Origin of the sequence: Mycobacterium sp., from assembly GCF_046330795.1 — a bacterium.
Classification (GTDB): domain Bacteria; phylum Actinomycetota; class Actinomycetes; order Mycobacteriales; family Mycobacteriaceae; genus Mycobacterium.
Map to the genome: position 1 here is coordinate 1,319,220 of NZ_JAXLSA010000001.1, position 15,886 is coordinate 1,335,105.

A 15,886-nucleotide genomic window follows, 5' to 3' on the forward strand; every position below is an offset into this window, starting at 1 on the left:
CGTGCTCACTCAGATCCTTTCCGTCGTGTGGTCGCGCGCCGCGGCCACCAGGCCGGCGAACAGCCGCAGATCGTCGAGGCGTTCCTCCGGATGCCATTGCACCGCAACGCAGAAGCCGTCCCCGGACTGCGGATCTGCCTCGATGGCTTCCACCACCTCGTCGGCCGCATCCGTGGCGGCCACGATCAGCCCGTGCCCGAGGCCCGCGATGGCCTGGTGGTGGTAGCACTGCGCCTGCGTCGACTCCCCCACCAGGGCGGCGAGCCGGGTGCCGGGCACGGTGCGGATGGTGGACGTGCTGAACACCGCGTTGCCCGCGTGGTGTCCGGTGTGGCCGAGGCCGTCGGGCAGGTGCTGATGCAGCGTGCCGCCGAGTGCCACGTTGAGCACCTGGGCCCCGCGGCAGATGCCCAGCACCGGCAGCCGGCGTGCCAGGGCCCCGCGCAGCAGGGCGAACTCCCAGGCGTCCCGAACCCGGTCGGGCTCATCGGTTTTGCGGTGTTTGACGTGGCCGTAGGCGGCGGGGTCGACGTCGCGCCCGCCGGTCAGGATCAGTCCGTCGAGCCCGTCCAGAACGCGTTCGACGATCTCGTCGTCGACCGGCTGGGGCGGCAGCAGCGTCGCGATGCCGCCGGCCAGGGTCACCCCCTCGAGGTAGATCGCGGGCAGGAACGCCGCCGGGACATCCCACACCCCGGACCGGGCCTGCTGCAGGTAGGTGGTCACACCGATCACCGGACGACCCCCGCGAGCAGACGCAAATAGCCCGGAATCGGCCTCGTTCGAGGGGCCTTTGCGTCTGCTCGCGGCAGGGTCAGAGGCGTTCAAAGCCGCGCACCCTCTCCCAGTCGGTCACCGCGGAATTGAACGCGTCGAGTTCCACGCGGGCGTTGTTCAGATAGTGGTCGACGACGTCGTCGCCGAACGCGGCGCGGGCCACTGCCGACCCGTCGAACAACGCGGCCGCCTCGGCCAGCGTGGTCGGAAGTCGTTGCGCCGAACCGGTATACGCGTTCCCGACGCACGGCTCCCCGAGCTCGAGACCGTTCTCGATGCCGTGCAGGCCACCGGCGATCAACGCCGCGACAGCCAGGTAGGGGTTGACGTCGCCGCCGGGGGCGCGGCACTCCATCCGCATCCCGTGGCCGTGGCCGACCACCCGCAGCGAGCAGGTCCGGTTGTCCATACCCCAGGCAATCGCGGTGGGCGCGAAGCTGCCGTCGACGAATCGCTTGTAGGAGTTGATGTTCGGCGCGTAGAACAGGGTCAGCTCACGCAACGTCGCGATCTGGCCGGCCACGAAGCTGCGGAACATGGCCGACATCCCGAACGCGTCGTCGCCATCGGCAAAGACAGCCGAACCGTCGATTCCCCGAAATGAGATGTGCACGTGGCAGCTGTTGCCTTCGCGCTCATCGTATTTCGCCATGAAGGTCAGCGACTGGCCGTGCTGATCGGCGATCTCCTTGGCACCGTTCTTGTAGATGGTGTGGTTGTCACAGGTCACCAGGGCGTCGTCGTAGCGGAACGCGATCTCCTGCTGGCCGAGGTTGCATTCGCCCTTGACGCCCTCGCAGTACATGCCGGCGCCCTCCATGCCGCGCCGGATGTCGCGCAGCAGCGGTTCCATCCGCGTCGATGCGAGCATCGCGTAGTCCACGTTGTAGTCGCTGGCCGGGGTCAGATCCCGGTACCGGGCCCGCCACGCGTCCCGGTAGGTGTCGTCGAACACCATGAACTCCAGCTCGGTGCCGACAAAGGCACGCAACCCCGCCCGGTCGAGGCGATCCAGCTGGGCGCGCAGGATGGTCCGCGGCGCGGGCCGGACCGGCACACCGCCGTGGAACGACAGGTCGGCCATCACCAACGCGGTGCCCGGCAACCACGGCAGCAGCCGCAGGGTGGCGAAGTCGGGGGTCATCACCATGTCGCCGTAGCCGGTCTCCCAGCTGCTGATGGCGTAGCCGTCGACGGTGTTCATGTCCACGTCCACGGCCAGCAGGTAGTTGCAGCATTCGGCGCCGTGGGCGGCGACGTCCTCGACGAACAGCCGGGCCGACACCCGCTTGCCGGTCAGCCGGCCCTGCATGTCGGCGAACGCGACGATGACGGTGTCGACCTGACCCGCCGCGACCAGGGAATGCAGATCGGACAACGTCAGCATCGCGGTTCTCTTCCCATCCGTTCCCACCCGTCCTTCCCCCGCCGAGTCAACCATTGGACGGCCGCCGCTCGCCGGCGTCCCTGCACAGATTTACACAACCGTCACTCCAAAGGTAGGACAGCCGACCAATAGCGTCCTATTCTGCCCTGAGACCCACCCATGGATCAGGCAGGAGAACGCTGTGCCCGAAGGCCACGAACTGCTCGACGAGGACGAACAGCACCTCGCCAAACTCGGCTACGCCCAGGAACTGCACCGCTCCTGGTCGGGCTTCTCGAACTTCGCCATCTCGTTCTCGATCATCTCGATCCTGGCCGGCTGCTTCACGTCCTTCGGCCTCGGCTGGAACAACGGCGGGCCCGCCGCCATCGCGTGGGGCTGGCCGTTGGTCTCGATCTTCATCCTGGTCATCGGGCTCTGTATGTCCGAGCTGGTGTCGGCGTTCCCGACCTCGGGCGGAATCTACTGGTGGGCAGCCAAACTCGGCGGGCCGAAGGCCGGCTACTACACCGGCTGGCTCAACCTGATCGGCCTGATCGCGATCCTGGCCTCGGTGGCCTACGGCTGCGCCACCTTCCTGGACCTCACCCTCGGCACGTTCAGCGAGACCTGGCTGGCCGGCTACAGCCTCACCCGGACCTTCCTGCTGTTCGTCGCGATCCTGGTGATCTCGGCGACCATCAACATCTTCTCGAGCCATCTGCTGGCGGTGCTCAACAACATCTCGGTGTGGTGGCACGTCGCCGGCGCGGCCGCGGTGATCCTGATCCTGTTCCTGGTGCCCGCACAGCACGCGAGCTTCTCCGACGTGTTCGCCAAGACGATCAACAACAGCGGGATGTTCGGCGGCTCGACGTCCGGGTGGGGTTGGCTGCTGTTCGTGCTGCCGATCGCGGCGATCCTGACGCAGTACACGATCACGGGCTACGACGCGTCGGCGCATCTGTCGGAGGAGACCAAGAGCGCGGCGGACGCGGCCGCCAAGGGCATCTGGCGGTCCATCTTCTACTCGGCGCTCGGCGGCTGGATCCTGCTGCTGAGCTTCCTGTTCGCGGTACAGGACCCTGACGGGGTGTCGACGGGCGGCGGCGCGGTGGTCACGATCTTCAACCAGGCCCTGCCGCAGAACATGGTGGTGCTGGTGTTGTTCATCTCGACCGCCGGCCAGTTCTTCTGCACCACGGCCTGCCAGACCAGCGCGTCGCGCATGCTCTTCGCATTCAGCCGCGACCGCGCCGTGCCCGGCCATCAGCTGTGGTCGAAGATCAACGCCAACCGCGTTCCGGCGCCGGCCGTGATCGTCACCGCGGCGCTGGCCGCCCTCATCACACTGCCCGCCCTGGTCAAGGTGGACATCAACGGTGCACCCGTCCCGGTGGCGTTCTTCGCTGTGGTGTCGATCGGTGTGGTCGGGCTGTACCTGTGCTTCGCGGTGCCGATCTTCCTGCGCTGGCGGATGGGCGACTCATTCACCGTCGGCAAGTGGAACCTGCGCGGGCACCACCGGTGGATGGCCCCGGTGGCCGTCATCGAGATCGTCATCACCTCGGCCATCGCGATGTTCCCCACCTCCTCCGGCGGCGTTCCGTGGGGCGACGCGTTCGAATGGAAGTACGTGAACTACACCCCGCTGCTGGTGGGCGGCGTGTTGATCCTGCTCTACATCTACTGGCACGTCTCGGTGAAGAAGTGGTTCAAGGGCCCGATCAAGCAGGTCGAACTGGCCGGTGACCAGCTGAAACCCGGATAGACCCCCGCAATAGGCCCACCCGCGGGTGGGCCCCGCGCCCCTCGTGCTGCTGCCGGGGGGCGCGGTCTTGTCGGCGCCCCTCGCATGTGACCCGTCTCTCGGCGACGTTTGAGCAGGCCACGGGGGTGGTACAAGGCCACACATGTGTGGAGCCTGCGGGGAGCTCCGGCTCGATGGCCGAGTACCCGACGTCAGTGCCGTGGCCACGATGGCCGAGACGATGGTGGACCGCGGTCCCGACGGAGCCGGGGTGTGGTCGGCCGGGCGGGTGGCCCTCGGACATCGCCGGCTCAAGATCATCGACCTGTCCGAGGCGGGCGCGCAGCCCATGGTCGATCCCGAGCTGGGCCTGGCTATCGCCTGGAACGGCTGCATCTACAACTACCCACTGCTGCGGGCGGAGCTGAGCGGCCACGGCTACCGGTTCTTCTCGCACAGCGACACCGAGGTCCTGCTCAAGGCCTACCACCACTGGGGCGATAAGTTCGTCGATCACCTGGCCGGCATGTTCGCCTTCGCGATCGTCGAGCGCGACAGCGGGCGGGTCCTGCTGGGCCGCGACCGGCTCGGGATCAAGCCCCTGTACCTGAGCGAGGACGCCCGCCGGGTGCGCTTCGCCTCCTCCCTGCCGGCCCTGCTCGACGGCGGCGACGTGGACACCCGCATCGACACGGCCGCGCTGCACCACTACCTGAGCTTCCATTCCGTGGTGCCACCACCGCGCACCATCCTGCGCGGCGTGACCAAGGTGCCCCCGGCGACCCTGATCGCGTTCGAGCCGGACGGCCGGCGCGTGCAGACCACCTACTGGGCCCCCGACTTCACCCGCCGCGCCGAACATGCCGACTGGTCCGAAAAGGATTGGGAGGAAGCGATTCTCGGCGCACTGCGGGTGGCGGTGCAGCGCCGGCTGGTCGCCGACGTGCCGGTGGGCTGCCTGCTGTCGGGCGGGGTGGATTCCAGTCTGATCGTCGGCCTGCTCGCCGAAGCCGGCCAGCACGGGCTGCAGACGTTCTCGATCGGCTTCGAATCGGTGGGCGACGTCGCCGGTGACGAGTTCGTCTACTCCGACATCGTCGCCAAGCACTTCGGCACCGACCACCACCAGATCCGGATCGACACCGCACGCATGCTGCCCGCGCTCGACGGCGCCATCGGCGCCATGAGCGAACCGATGGTCAGCCACGACTGCGTGGCGTTCTACCTGCTGTCCCAGGAGGTCTCCAAGCACGTCAAGGTGGTCCAATCGGGTCAGGGCGCCGACGAGGTGTTCGCCGGCTATCACTGGTACCCCCCGCTCGCCGAACCCGGTGCCGCGAGCCTCGCGGGTGCCGTCGCCGCCTACCGCGCGGCCTTCTTCGACCGCGACGACGCCGGCGTGCACGGGTTGCTGAACCCGGCGTTCCAACACGAGGGCGACCCGAGCGGCGAGCTGCTCACCGAACACTTCGGGCGCCCCGGCGCGGCCACCGGTGTCGACCGCGGACTGCGGCTGGACACCGCCGTGATGCTGATCGACGACCCGGTCAAACGGGTGGACAACATGACGATGGCCTGGGGACTCGAGGGCCGGGTGCCGTTCCTCGATCACGAACTCGTGGAACTGGCCGCCACCTGCCCGCCGGAGCTCAAGATCGCCCACGGCGGCAAGGGGGTGCTCAAAGAGGCTGCGCGACAGGTGATTCCCCATGACGTGATCGACCGGCCCAAGGGATACTTCCCGGTACCGGCGCTGACCCATCTGCAGGGACCGTACCTGGACCTGGTCCGCGAGGCGCTCTACGCGCCGGCCGCCAAGGAGCGTGGGCTGTTCTCCGCCAGCGCCGTCGAGCATCTGCTGGCCGACCCGAACGGCCGGCTGACGCCGCTGCGCGGCAACGAGCTGTGGCAGATCGCGCTGCTCGAGTTGTGGCTGCAGAAGCACGACATCACCGGGCCGGCGGCATGACCACCGAGCACCACACCGAGGCCATCACCCTCGCCCTGCACGAGGATTCACCCGCGCACCTGGTGGCCGCGATGGCCGACGACGTGATCCTCGAACTCGGCTGGGGCCGACTGGTTTTCGGCCAGACCTTCGCCGACCCGCAGAAGCTGGCCGACGTGCTGGCGGCCGAGGGCCCGGGCCGTCGCGACATTTGCATGTACGCCCGCGAGGCCCACGTCCTGGTGGCGCGCGCCCCGCAGGAGCTCTTCATCGACCCGAGTTACACCTACCGGTTGCGCTTCAACGACCAGGAGGACGCCGACGCTGCCGTCCCGGGTCCGGCCGGCTTCCGGGTGCGCAGCCTGACCGCAGCTCCTGACGCCGACGAGATCAACCGGGTCTACGTGCGGTGCGGCATGGTGCCCGCCCCCACCGCCGTCATCTGGGACAACCACCGGAACAACGATGCCGTGGAGTATCTGATCGCCGAGCGCGACGACCCCGACGGCGGCGGCGCGGTCCTCGGGGTCGTCACCGGCGTGGACCACGAGCGACTGTTCGGCGACCCCGAGGGCGGCTCGAGCCTGTGGACGCTGGCCGTCGACCCCGCCGCCGGCGCGCCCGGCGTCGGGGCCGCACTGACCCACGCGCTGGCGGCCATCTTCCGCGAACGCGGCCGGGCCTATCTGGATCTGTCTGTGGCACACGACAATACGGCGGCCATCGGGCTCTACGAGAAGCTCGGCTTCAGCCGGGTGCCGGTCCTGGCCGTCAAGCGCAAGAACGCGATCAACGAACCGCTGTTCACCACCGCACCCGAAACCGTCGACGATCTCAATCCGTACGCGCGGATCATCGCCGACGAAGCGCTGCGCCGCGGCATCCGCGTCGAGGTGCTCGACGCGGAGACCGGTGAGATGCTCCTGTCGCACGGCGGCCGCAGCGTGATCACCCGCGAATCGCTGTCGGAATTCACCTCGGCGGTGGCCATGAGTCGCTGCGACGACAAGCGGCTGACCCGCCGCATCGTCAGCGGTGCCGGCGTGACCGTACCGCGCGGCCGGCTGGCCACCTTCGACTCCGCCGACCACGATTTCCTGGCCGACGTCGGCGAGGCCGGTGTGGTCGTCAAACCGACCCGGGGTGAACAGGGCAAGGGCATCACCGTCGGCGTGCGCTCGGGGCCGGATCTGGACGACGCGCTGGCCCGCGCCCGCGCCGAGCACCCGGAAGTGCTGATCGAACAGCGCTGCGACGGCGACGACCTGCGGCTGGTGGTCATCGACGGCCACGTGGTGGCGGCCGCGCTGCGGATGCCCGCCGAGGTGACGGGCACCGGCTCGCACTCGGTGGCCGAGCTGATCGAGGCGCAGAGCCGGCGCCGGGCCGCGGCCACCGGCGGCGAGTCCCGGATCCCGCTGGACGACGTGACCGAGGCGACCGTCCGCGAGGCCGGCTGGGCACTGGACGACATGCTGCCCGAGGGTCGCCGGCTGCGGGTCCGCCGGACCGCGAACCTGCACCAGGGCGGCACCATCCACGATGTCACCGCCCAGGTGAACCCCGAGCTGCGCCGGGTGGCCGTCACCGCCGCCGAGGCCATCGGCATCCCGGTGACGGGGATCGACCTGCTGGTGCCCGACGTCACCGGCGAGGAGTACGTGTTCATCGAGGCCAACGAGCGGCCCGGACTGGCCAATCACGAACCGCAGCCGACGGCCGCGGCGTTCGTCGACTTCCTGTTCCCCGGGCGTCCCGGGCTGCCGCAGGCCTGGACGCCGGAGCAGCCACCGCTCTGACGGCGTCACCAGGTGCTGGTGCGCATGACCACCTCGGCGGCGAACTGCGCCGTCGACTCGGCGGCGTTGCGCCGGCCCAGCATGTCGACCACCCGGAAATCGCCGTACACGTAGCGCTGGCTGGCCATCGCGATCGCCCGGGCCGCCGGGGTGCTGACCAGGGCGGTGGTGTTCATCTCGACCGGCGGGCAGTTCGGGTCCCGGATCCTGCCCTCGTGGTCGGGCACCGCGGGGTGGCCGCGGTCGATGGCCACCAGCGCGGTGAACCGGTCCAGCCGGTGGGCGGCCAGCTGCCAGGCCAGTTCGGCTCCGGCGCGGTCACCGACGATCACCGCCCAGCGCACCCCGACCGTGTCGAGCATGCCGAGCACCGCCTCGGGCGACAGCCGCGGGTCCGCCCCGATGACGACCGTGCGCAGCGACGCGGTGTGCAGGCGGTCGCAGACCGCGTCGTAGGCGGCCACGGCCTGTTCGGCCGCACCCAGGAGCAACACCGCCGGGCTGTGTTCCGGGCCTGTCACACCGACGGGGACCGGATAACCATCAACGGTCATCATCGTCGAGACCACCGGGCCACGCTACCGCCCGCCATCGCGGTGCGGAGCCGTTTCAGGCGGCCCGCATCCGTTGCACCTGCCGGCCGACCACGTCGGTAAAGGTTTGCGGCAGCGTCGCTTTGACCGGGATGGCCGGATCCTCGGTAGGGAAGACGACGCCGAACACCGCGTACCGGCCGACGTTGGCGAACGCCATGTAGACGCTGCTCTGCCGGCCGGCCAGGTCCATCGTCTGCCGATAGATCAGGGTCCCGTCGTTCGACGGCAACAAGGTGGTGGTGATGGGGATGCCGGCGGATTGCGCGTCGAAGAAGGTCTCGAAGTGCTCGCACCGGGTGGCGGTGGCCGCCAGCGCGTCGAGGTCCAGCGACCACGACAGCACCGCCATCTGCAGGTGTGCGCCGTCGTAGGACACCGCGTATTTCGCGGCGCTGCCCGGACCGCGTTCAGCCGACTTCGCGATCACGTCGGTCAGGGCGTTCGCGCAGCCCGGCGGTTTGGACAGCATCGACGGTGGGGAGCCGGCACCGTCCGGGGCACCGGGATCCTCCCGGATCTGGTCGAATTGCACGCCGGCCGGGAAGTCGGCCTCGGTCAGCAGCATCTTCTGCAGGACGGCGCCCGGCCAGGTGGGGGTGCCGGGTACCACGGTGCCGCAACCGATCATGACGGACAGGGCCCCGGTGACCGCGCACCACGCCAACCACCGCCGGGTTCGGCGAGCGGTTCGGTTCCGCGAGCACGAGGCCCGGCGATGCGTCCGTGGCCGGGTTCGGCGAGCGGTTCGGTTCCGCGAGCACGAGGCCCGGCGATGCGTCCGTGGCCGGGTTCGGCGAGCGGTTCGGTTCCGCGAGCACGAGGCCCGGCGATGCGTCCGTGGCCGGATCATGGCCTCAGGTTAGGCGATCCAGCGCCGTGGTGATCGTCGGCCGCGGTGGGGCGCCGCTGTCGATCAGGCCCATGATCGCCCCGACGTCGACGTGGGTGTCCAGCAGGTCGGCCAGGATGTCCAGCTGCGCGTCGCGGCGGCCCGGTACGTCGGTGTCGGTGGCGACGGCGAAGGCCGTCCGGCCGGCGGCGACCGCGGCGGCCATCAGCCAGTCCCGGCGCAGCGCGTTGTTGTCCAGCAGGCCGTGCCAGTGCGTGCCGAACACCGGCCCGCACCGCAGCCCGATCCCCAGCCAGTCGTCGGCGCCGGCCCGGGTGAGTTGGCCGTGGTGGATCTCGTAACCGATGAGCGCCCCGGTGTGCCGGACCAGTGTCTTCTCCGGCGCGAAAGTGATGTCGGCATCGAGCAGGCCCAGTCCGTCGACGGTGCCGATCCCCGACTCCACGTCATCGTCGATGCGTCGGCACAGCATCTGGAACCCGCCGCAGACGCCGAGCACGGTGCGCCCCGCCGCGGCATGCGCGGCGACGGCGGCGTCCAGCCCACGCGCCCGCAGCCACGCCAGGTCCGACACCGTGGCCCTGGTGCCCGGCAGCACGACGATGTCGGCGTTCGCCAGGTCGGCGGCATGGTGCACCCACCGGACCGTCACACCCGGTTCGCAGGCCAGGGCCTCCACATCGGTGGTGTTGGACAACCGGGGCAGCCGGATCACCGCGACGTCGAGCCCGGCCCGTCCGCGTGGCGGCTGCGGCACCCCGACCGCGCGCCCGACGGCCACCGACAGCGAGTCCTCGGTGTCCAACCACAGGTCGTCGCGGTAGGGCACGACGCCGTAGGTGGGACGCCCGGTCAGTTCCTCGAGCCGGCGCAGACCCGGTGCCAGCAGGGCGGGGTCGCCGCGGAACTTGTTCACCAGAAAGCCGGCGATCAGCGCCTGATCGGCCGGCTCGAGCACGGCGACGGTGCCGAAGAAGTGCGCCAGCACACCGCCGCGGTCGATGTCGCCGACGATCAGCACCGGCAGATCGGCGGCGCGGGCCAGGCCCATGTTTGCCAGATCCGTTGCGCGCAGGTTGATCTCGGCCGGCGAACCAGCGCCCTCGCAGATGACGACGTCGAATTCGCTTCGCAGCGAGGACAATTCGTCGGCAATGAGGGACGATAGGTACTCCCGATGGGTGATGTAGTCCGCGGCGCGCACCTGCCCCACCGCCCGCCCGCGCACCACCAGCTGCGAGGTCCGGTCACTGCCCGGCTTGAGCAACACCGGGTTGAAGCGGGTGTGCGGCGCCAGCCCGGCGGCGGCGGCCTGCATCGCCTGCGCCCGGCCGATCTCACCGCCGTCGACGGTCACCGCCGAGTTGTTGGACATGTTCTGCGCCTTGAACGGCGCCACCCGGATTCCCTTGCGCGCCAACAGCCGGCACAGGCCGGCCGCCACCATCGACTTGCCGGCGTCGGAAGTGGTTCCCGCGACCAGCAGCGCGCCGCTCACCATTGCCCCGCGAGCAGACGCAAACGCCCCTCATTTCCGCGCGAAACCTCCACCTTTGCGTCTGCTCGCGGAGGGAGGAGGGTCACGGCAGGGTCAGGATCTCGGCGCCGTCGTCGGTGACCACCAGCGTGTGCTCGAACTGCGCGGTCCACTTCTTGTCCCGGGTGGCCACGGTCCAGCCGTCGTCCCAGATCTCGTAGTCCAGCGAGCCCAGGTTGATCATCGGCTCGATGGTGAACGTCATCCCGGGTTCGATCACGGTGTCCACCGACGGCTGGTCATAGTGCAGCACCACCAGGCCGTTGTGGAAGGTGGTGCCGATGCCGTGCCCGGTGAAATCGCGAACCACGTTGTAGCCGAACCGGTTTGCGTAGGCCTCGATCACCCTTCCGATGACCGACAGCTGCCGTCCGGGCTTGACGGCCTTGATGGCCCGCATGGTGGCCTCGTGCGTGCGCTCGACCAGCAGCCGGTGTTCCTCGGAGACGTTGCCGGCCAGGAAGGTGGCGTTGGTGTCGCCGTGCACCCCGTCGAGGTAGGCGGTGACGTCGATGTTGACGATGTCGCCGTCCTCGATCACCGTCGAGTCCGGGATGCCGTGGCAGATGATCTCGTTGAGCGACGTGCAGCAGGATTTCGGAAATCCTTTGTAACCCAGCGTCGACGGGTAGGCCCCGTGGTCGAGCATGTACTCGTGGGCCACGCGGTCCAGGTGATCGGTGGTGACGCCCGGGGCCACCGCCCGGCCGGCCTCGGCCAGCGCGCGGGCGGCGATCCGGCCGGCGACGCGCATCTTCTCGATCACCTCGGGTGACTGCACCCAGGGCTCGGTGCCCTCCTTGACGGTGGGCTGCCACGCGTATTCGGGCCGGGGTATCGCCTTGGGCACCGGCAGCGTCGGGGACAGCTCTCCGGGAGCCAGGGCGGTGCGAACGGACATGCCCACCAGCGTAACTTCCCGCCGGGCTCGGCATGCGGGCCGTCACGGCGGTCGGAGAATCCCAATCTCACTACGGGAGAGGACTGCTACCGTCATGCCGGTGACCGAGTCGATCCACCTGTTGCACCAGCTCAACTACCGCACGGTCGTGGAGACCGACGACCGGGTGGTCATGGAGATGGACAACCGGCCGGACCTGGTCAACGTGCGCGGGGCCATCCAGGGTGGGCTGCTGGCCACCCTCATCGACATTGCCGCCGGCATCCTGGCGGGACGCCACGTCGGCGCGGACCGGGACGTCACCACCGCCGACCTGCACATCAACTATCTGGCCCCGGTGGTCGTGGGGCCCGCCCGCGCGGAGGCGACCATCGTGCGGGCCGGCCGGCGGCTGATCGTGACCGCCGTCGACGTCACGGACGTCGGGCGGGACCGGCTGGCGTGCCGCGCCACCCTGAGCTTCGCGGTTCTCGATCGGCGCTGAGCCCGTGACGGACCTCGACCCGGCGCCCCAATCCCGACCCCCTTCTTCCGCGAGCGGCCGTGTCTGTACGCGACACGCCGGGGCGGACCGTACAAACCCGGACGCTCGCGAAGAAAGCCGGGGCGCATGAACCGCTTCGACCCCGCCACCCTGATCGCCCAGGCCCAGGACGCGGCCGGCAGCGACGACTTCGGCGATTTCGGTTGCGGCACCTCATGGCAGGACGGGCTCGGGTTGCTCACCGACGGCCTGGCGCACCAGGCGCGGCTGTCGCCGCTGGGCGTCGAGATCGCCTGCGGCGACATCCAGCGGGCTCTGGTGAACCGGCTGCAGATCGTCGCCCACCGGACCGCGAACCCCGCGGTGGCCGACGGTCCCATCACGCAGCCCATCGTCATCGTCGGGCAGCCCCGCACCGGGACCACCATTCTCTACGACCTGCTGGCCCAGGACCCCGACCTGCGGCCGCCGCTGACGTGGGAGGTCGACCACCCTTGTCCCCCACCGCAACCCGAGACCTACCACGGCGATCCGCGGATCGCCGAGACCCAGGCCACCCTGGAGGCCTCCGAGCTGATCATCCCCGGCTTCCTGAAGTTCCACCCGATGGGTGCGCTGGTGGGCCAGGAGTGCGTGCGGATATTCGCCAGCGAGTTCACCTCGATGATCTTCGGCGTGCAGTACCGGTTGCCGGACTACTACCGCTGGCTGCTGCACGACGCCGACCATGCCGGCGCCTACCGGTTCCACCGAATCTTCCTGCAGCACCTGCAATCCGGGGTGCCCGGGCAGTGGCTGCTGAAGTCGCCGGCACATCTGTGGCAGCTCGACGCCCTGCTGGCCGAGTACCCGGACGCCCTGATCGTCCAGACCCACCGCGACCCGCTCAACGTCATCTCCTCCATCACCGCGCTGACCGCGTTGCTGCGCCGGATGGCCTCCGACGACGTCGATCCGGCCGAGTGTGCGGCGCAGTCCTACGAGGAGATCACCGTCGGTCTGGACCGCTCGATGTCGTTGCGGGACAAGCTTTCCGACGACCGGGTGATCGACGTGCTGTTCTCCGACTTCATGCGCGACCCGTTCGCCACCATCGCGGCGGTGTACCGGCGGCTGGGCCGCGAGCTGAGCCCCGAAACCGAGGCGCGGATGCGCGACTTCCTGGCCGGCCACCCCGGCGACGGCGGGGGCGGCCGCTACACGTGGGCCGACACCGGCCTCGATGCCGGCGAGGTGCGTGAGCGGGTCAGCGCCTATCAGCAGCGCTACGGGGTGCCGACGGAGGAACTGCGCTGAGGATGCCGCTCAGTTCAAGCGGCGCAGCGCCCGTTCGGCGATCCGCCGGCCGAGCCGGGACCGCCGCGGACCTCGGATGTCGACCGATCCCCAGGTGACCTTGCCGGTGAGCACGACGTGCGGCCTGCCCTCGGGGGGCTGGATGATCCGGTGGTCGCGCGCGCTGCCGACGATCACCTCGACGTCGTCGATGGATGCGCTGGCGCCGTCGGGCAACCGCAGATCCAGGGAGCCGAACTTGAGGTCCAGCTCGATGACGACGATCGGGCCCGCAAACCGCGCGCGGGTCAGGTCGAGATCCACCGAACCCATCCGGCGCACCAGCGTCAGCCGGGTGGGAACCATCCACTCGCCCCGGCGCTCCAGGGAACCCAGGACGCCGCGCAGCTCGAGGTGGTCGGTGGCCGACGTCACGATGGCGCCCGGACCGGGCAGGTCGTCGACCAGTGCGTCGAGTTCGTCGCGCATCCTGGCCGTGGCCACCCGGATGGACCGGTCCTCGAACTCACCGATGTCGAGCAGCCCGAGGGCGACGGCGTTGTGCAACCGGCGCAGGGTGCCGTTGCGGTCGGCGTCCGAGACGCGCATGGGGACGGGTTCGAGGCTGGACATGGCGCGGTCCAGTCTACGGCCGCGGTCGCGGCACTCGACCCGTCAGGCCAGGTAGCCGGGGGGCAGTGCGTCGAACATCACCTTGGTCATCCGCACCGCGTACTCCGAGCTGCCGCCGCCGACGATCAGCGAAGCGAACGCCAGATCCCCGCGGTAGCCGGCGAACCAGGCGTGCGATCCGCCGGGGAACTCCGCCTCGCCGGTCTTGCCGCGGACGTCGCCGCAGTCACCGATCTCCTTGGCCGTGCCGCTGGTGACCACCATGCGCATCATCGAGCGCAGTCCGTCGAGCATGTCCGCGGCGATGGGCGCCTGCTGCTGGGCCTTGACCTCGGTGGTCCGCCCGACGATCAGGTGCGGCACCGGCGTCCGGCCGGCCGCGATGGTGGCGGCCGCCAGCGCCATCCCGAACGGGCTGGCCAGCACCTTGCCCTGGCCGAAGCCGTCCTCGGTGCGTTCGGCCAGGTCGACCGTCGGCGGGACCGATCCGGTCACCGTCGGCAGCCCGTCGATGGTGTAGTCGGCGCCGATGCCGTACTGGGCCGCGGTCTGGTTCAGTGCCCGCGGCGGCATCCGGCTGGCCAGTTCGGCGAAGGTGGTGTTGCAGGAGTTCGCGAACGCCTTGGCCATCGGTACGGTGCCCAGGTCGAACTTGTTGTAGTTCGGCACGATGCGGTGGCCGATCTCGGCCTCGCCCGGGCAGCCCAGCGGAGTGTCCGGGGTGGCCATATCGCGTTCGATCGCCGCGCCGGCGGTGACCATCTTGAAGGTCGAACCAGGCGGGTACAGGCCCATGGTCGCGGTGGGCCCGTCGGTGTCGGCGGCGGCGTTCTGCGCGACCGCCAGGATCTCCCCCGTCGACGGCTTGATGACCACCAGCATCGCCTTGCGCCACTGCCAGTCGACGGCCCGCTGGGCCGCGTCCTGCACGACGCGATCCAGCGTGATCGACACCGAGGGCGCGGCTGCGGGCTGGACATCGTTGAGGACGTCGACGTCCAGGCCGTTCTGGTTGACGCTGACCACTTCCCAGCCGGCCGCGCCGTCGAGCTGGTCGATGACGGCCTTCTTGACCTCGCCGACGATGGCGGGCGCGAAGGCCGGGTCGGTGGGCAACAGGTCGGCAATCGGGGTGACCACGACGCCGGGCCGCTGCGCGATGAGCGGCGCGATGCGGTCGTTGTCGCCCTTGTTCAGGGTGATCAGGTCCATGCGGGCGGCGGCGCTGGTCTGCTCGGCCAGCCGCTGCGGGTTGTCCAGGGTGTTGTCGAAGGGGTGCAGGGCGTCGATGACCGCGCGTGCGCTCGACATCAGCTCCGGCCCGGCGAGTTTGGCGTCCAGGCTGTAGCGATACAGGTTGCCCGGCCGCAGCACGTCGGTGCCGCCCAACTCGTTGACCGAGGCCCGTTTCGGCGCGTCGCCGCGCAGCTCCAGGGTCTGGTGGTCACCCAGCTTCGGATGCAAACCCGTTGCGGCCCAACGGACTTCCCAACGCCCCTCGTTGCGCACCATGTTCAGCTGGCCGTCGTAGGTCCAGGTCCGGTCCTTCGGCAGGTGCCAGGTGTAGCGGTAGTCGACGGTTCCGGTGTCCTCGGTGAATCCGGAGCCGAGCACCTGGGCGTCCAGGTGGGTGGCCTGCAGCCCGGCCCAGGAGGCGTTGAGCGTGTTGCGGGCGTCGTCGGGCCGGTCGGTCAGTTGCGCCGCGGCGGTGGTGTCGCCGGTGGCCAGTCGCGCGAAGAACTGTTGGGCGGTCGGGGCCGGGCCGTCGGGCCTGGGCGTGCATGCCGAGACGCCGCTGCCGATCAGGACCGCGACGGCCATGACCGAAACGTGTGTGACTGTTGATCTTATTGTGACCATTGAGGCTGATGTTAAGTCTGCGCGGGCGCCATGGCCCGCAGCGACACCCCCACACCCGATCTGTTCAGCGGTGACTGCGACCTCCACTCGGGCGATGCCGCAGTTTTCGC

The 15,886-nt window shown here is 69.7% G+C and carries 13 protein-coding genes; 5 read left to right on the forward strand and 8 right to left on the reverse strand.

The window, feature by feature from the left end; genetic code table 11:
* Positions 1-9 precede the first annotated feature (9 nt).
* Both U0R18_RS06230 and U0R18_RS06235 read right to left on the reverse strand, forming a co-directional pair.
* Positions 10-735 carry a gamma-glutamyl-gamma-aminobutyrate hydrolase family protein gene (locus U0R18_RS06230; protein WP_526366975.1) on the reverse strand — a complete coding sequence of 242 codons (726 nt, stop codon included), beginning with the start codon at positions 733-735 and terminating at the stop codon, positions 10-12.
* 79 nt (positions 736-814) lie between these two features.
* On the reverse strand, positions 815-2,164 hold the full coding sequence (locus tag U0R18_RS06235; protein WP_526366977.1) for a glutamine synthetase family protein: 1,350 nt from the start codon (positions 2,162-2,164) through the stop codon (positions 815-817).
* A 181-nt stretch (positions 2,165-2,345) separates the two neighbouring features.
* On the opposite strand from U0R18_RS06235, the gene U0R18_RS06240 reads away from it, so the two are divergent.
* The 3 genes from U0R18_RS06240 to ngg all read left to right on the forward strand — a co-directional run bounded on the left by U0R18_RS06240 (position 2,346) and on the right by ngg (position 7,640).
* A complete protein-coding gene (locus tag U0R18_RS06240; RefSeq protein ID WP_526366979.1) occupies positions 2,346-3,914 on the forward strand; it encodes an amino acid permease in 1,569 nt (522 codons plus the stop codon).
* A gap of 142 nt (positions 3,915-4,056) precedes the next feature.
* Positions 4,057-5,862, forward strand: coding sequence for an N-acetylglutaminylglutamine amidotransferase (locus tag U0R18_RS06245; RefSeq protein WP_526366981.1), 1,806 nt, complete (start codon positions 4,057-4,059; stop codon positions 5,860-5,862).
* Entirely contained in the window at positions 5,859-7,640 is a 1,782-nt protein-coding gene (ngg, locus tag U0R18_RS06250; protein ID WP_526366983.1) for an N-acetylglutaminylglutamine synthetase, read from the forward strand. Before U0R18_RS06245 ends, ngg begins: the two co-directional genes overlap by 4 nt.
* 5 nt (positions 7,641-7,645) lie before the next feature.
* Here ngg and U0R18_RS06255 read toward each other — a convergent pair whose 3' ends face one another.
* The 4 genes from U0R18_RS06255 to map all read right to left on the reverse strand — a co-directional run bounded on the left by U0R18_RS06255 (position 7,646) and on the right by map (position 11,524).
* On the reverse strand, positions 7,646-8,197 hold the full coding sequence (locus U0R18_RS06255) for an alpha/beta hydrolase (protein ID WP_526367473.1): 552 nt from the start codon (positions 8,195-8,197) through the stop codon (positions 7,646-7,648).
* Positions 8,198-8,249: 52 nt separating this feature from the next.
* Positions 8,250-8,864: a hypothetical protein gene (locus tag U0R18_RS06260; protein WP_526366985.1), complete on the reverse strand. Its 615-nt coding sequence runs from the start codon at positions 8,862-8,864 to the stop codon at positions 8,250-8,252.
* Positions 8,865-9,090: 226 nt separating this feature from the next.
* On the reverse strand, positions 9,091-10,587 hold the full coding sequence (locus U0R18_RS06265) for a cobyric acid synthase (RefSeq protein WP_526366987.1): 1,497 nt from the start codon (positions 10,585-10,587) through the stop codon (positions 9,091-9,093).
* Positions 10,588-10,666: 79 nt separating this feature from the next.
* Positions 10,667-11,524 carry a type I methionyl aminopeptidase gene (gene map / locus U0R18_RS06270; RefSeq protein ID WP_526366989.1) on the reverse strand — a complete coding sequence of 286 codons (858 nt, stop codon included), beginning with the start codon at positions 11,522-11,524 and terminating at the stop codon, positions 10,667-10,669.
* Positions 11,525-11,618: 94 nt separating this feature from the next.
* On the opposite strand from map, the gene U0R18_RS06275 reads away from it, so the two are divergent.
* Both U0R18_RS06275 and U0R18_RS06280 read left to right on the forward strand, forming a co-directional pair.
* The gene (locus U0R18_RS06275; RefSeq protein ID WP_526366991.1) at positions 11,619-12,008 is read left to right on the forward strand and encodes a PaaI family thioesterase; all 390 of its coding nucleotides are present in this window, start codon (positions 11,619-11,621) and stop codon (positions 12,006-12,008) included.
* Positions 12,009-12,134: 126 nt separating this feature from the next.
* Entirely contained in the window at positions 12,135-13,304 is a 1,170-nt protein-coding gene (locus U0R18_RS06280; RefSeq protein ID WP_526366993.1) for a sulfotransferase, read from the forward strand.
* Positions 13,305-13,313: 9 nt separating this feature from the next.
* Here U0R18_RS06280 and U0R18_RS06285 read toward each other — a convergent pair whose 3' ends face one another.
* The gene (locus tag U0R18_RS06285; protein WP_526366995.1) at positions 13,314-13,916 is read right to left on the reverse strand and encodes a DUF1707 domain-containing protein; all 603 of its coding nucleotides are present in this window, start codon (positions 13,914-13,916) and stop codon (positions 13,314-13,316) included.
* A 42-nt stretch (positions 13,917-13,958) separates the two neighbouring features.
* Positions 13,959-15,737 (reverse strand): penicillin-binding transpeptidase domain-containing protein, encoded by a 1,779-nt coding sequence (locus U0R18_RS06290; protein ID WP_526366997.1) that lies wholly within the window; start codon positions 15,735-15,737, stop codon positions 13,959-13,961.
* Positions 15,738-15,886: the final 149 nt, after the last annotated feature.

Excerpts from the sequence above, each read along its gene's own strand:
- U0R18_RS06235 (WP_526366977.1), bottom strand. The coding sequence starts at position 2,164 with ATGCTGACGTTGTCCGATCTGCATTCCCTGGTCGCGGCGGGTCAGGTC.
- U0R18_RS06245 (WP_526366981.1), top strand. The coding sequence starts at position 4,057 with ATGTGTGGAGCCTGCGGGGAGCTCCGGCTCGATGGCCGAGTACCCGAC.
- ngg (WP_526366983.1), top strand. The coding sequence starts at position 5,859 with ATGACCACCGAGCACCACACCGAGGCCATCACCCTCGCCCTGCACGAG.
- U0R18_RS06255 (WP_526367473.1), bottom strand. The coding sequence starts at position 8,197 with ATGATGACCGTTGATGGTTATCCGGTCCCCGTCGGTGTGACAGGCCCG.
- U0R18_RS06260 (WP_526366985.1), bottom strand. The coding sequence starts at position 8,864 with ATGATCGGTTGCGGCACCGTGGTACCCGGCACCCCCACCTGGCCGGGC.
- U0R18_RS06265 (WP_526366987.1), bottom strand. The coding sequence starts at position 10,587 with ATGGTGAGCGGCGCGCTGCTGGTCGCGGGAACCACTTCCGACGCCGGC.
- map (WP_526366989.1), bottom strand. The coding sequence starts at position 11,524 with ATGTCCGTTCGCACCGCCCTGGCTCCCGGAGAGCTGTCCCCGACGCTG.
- U0R18_RS06275 (WP_526366991.1), top strand. The coding sequence starts at position 11,619 with ATGCCGGTGACCGAGTCGATCCACCTGTTGCACCAGCTCAACTACCGC.
- U0R18_RS06280 (WP_526366993.1), top strand. The coding sequence starts at position 12,135 with ATGAACCGCTTCGACCCCGCCACCCTGATCGCCCAGGCCCAGGACGCG.
- U0R18_RS06285 (WP_526366995.1), bottom strand. The coding sequence starts at position 13,916 with ATGTCCAGCCTCGAACCCGTCCCCATGCGCGTCTCGGACGCCGACCGC.
- U0R18_RS06290 (WP_526366997.1), bottom strand. The coding sequence starts at position 15,737 with ATGGCCGTCGCGGTCCTGATCGGCAGCGGCGTCTCGGCATGCACGCCC.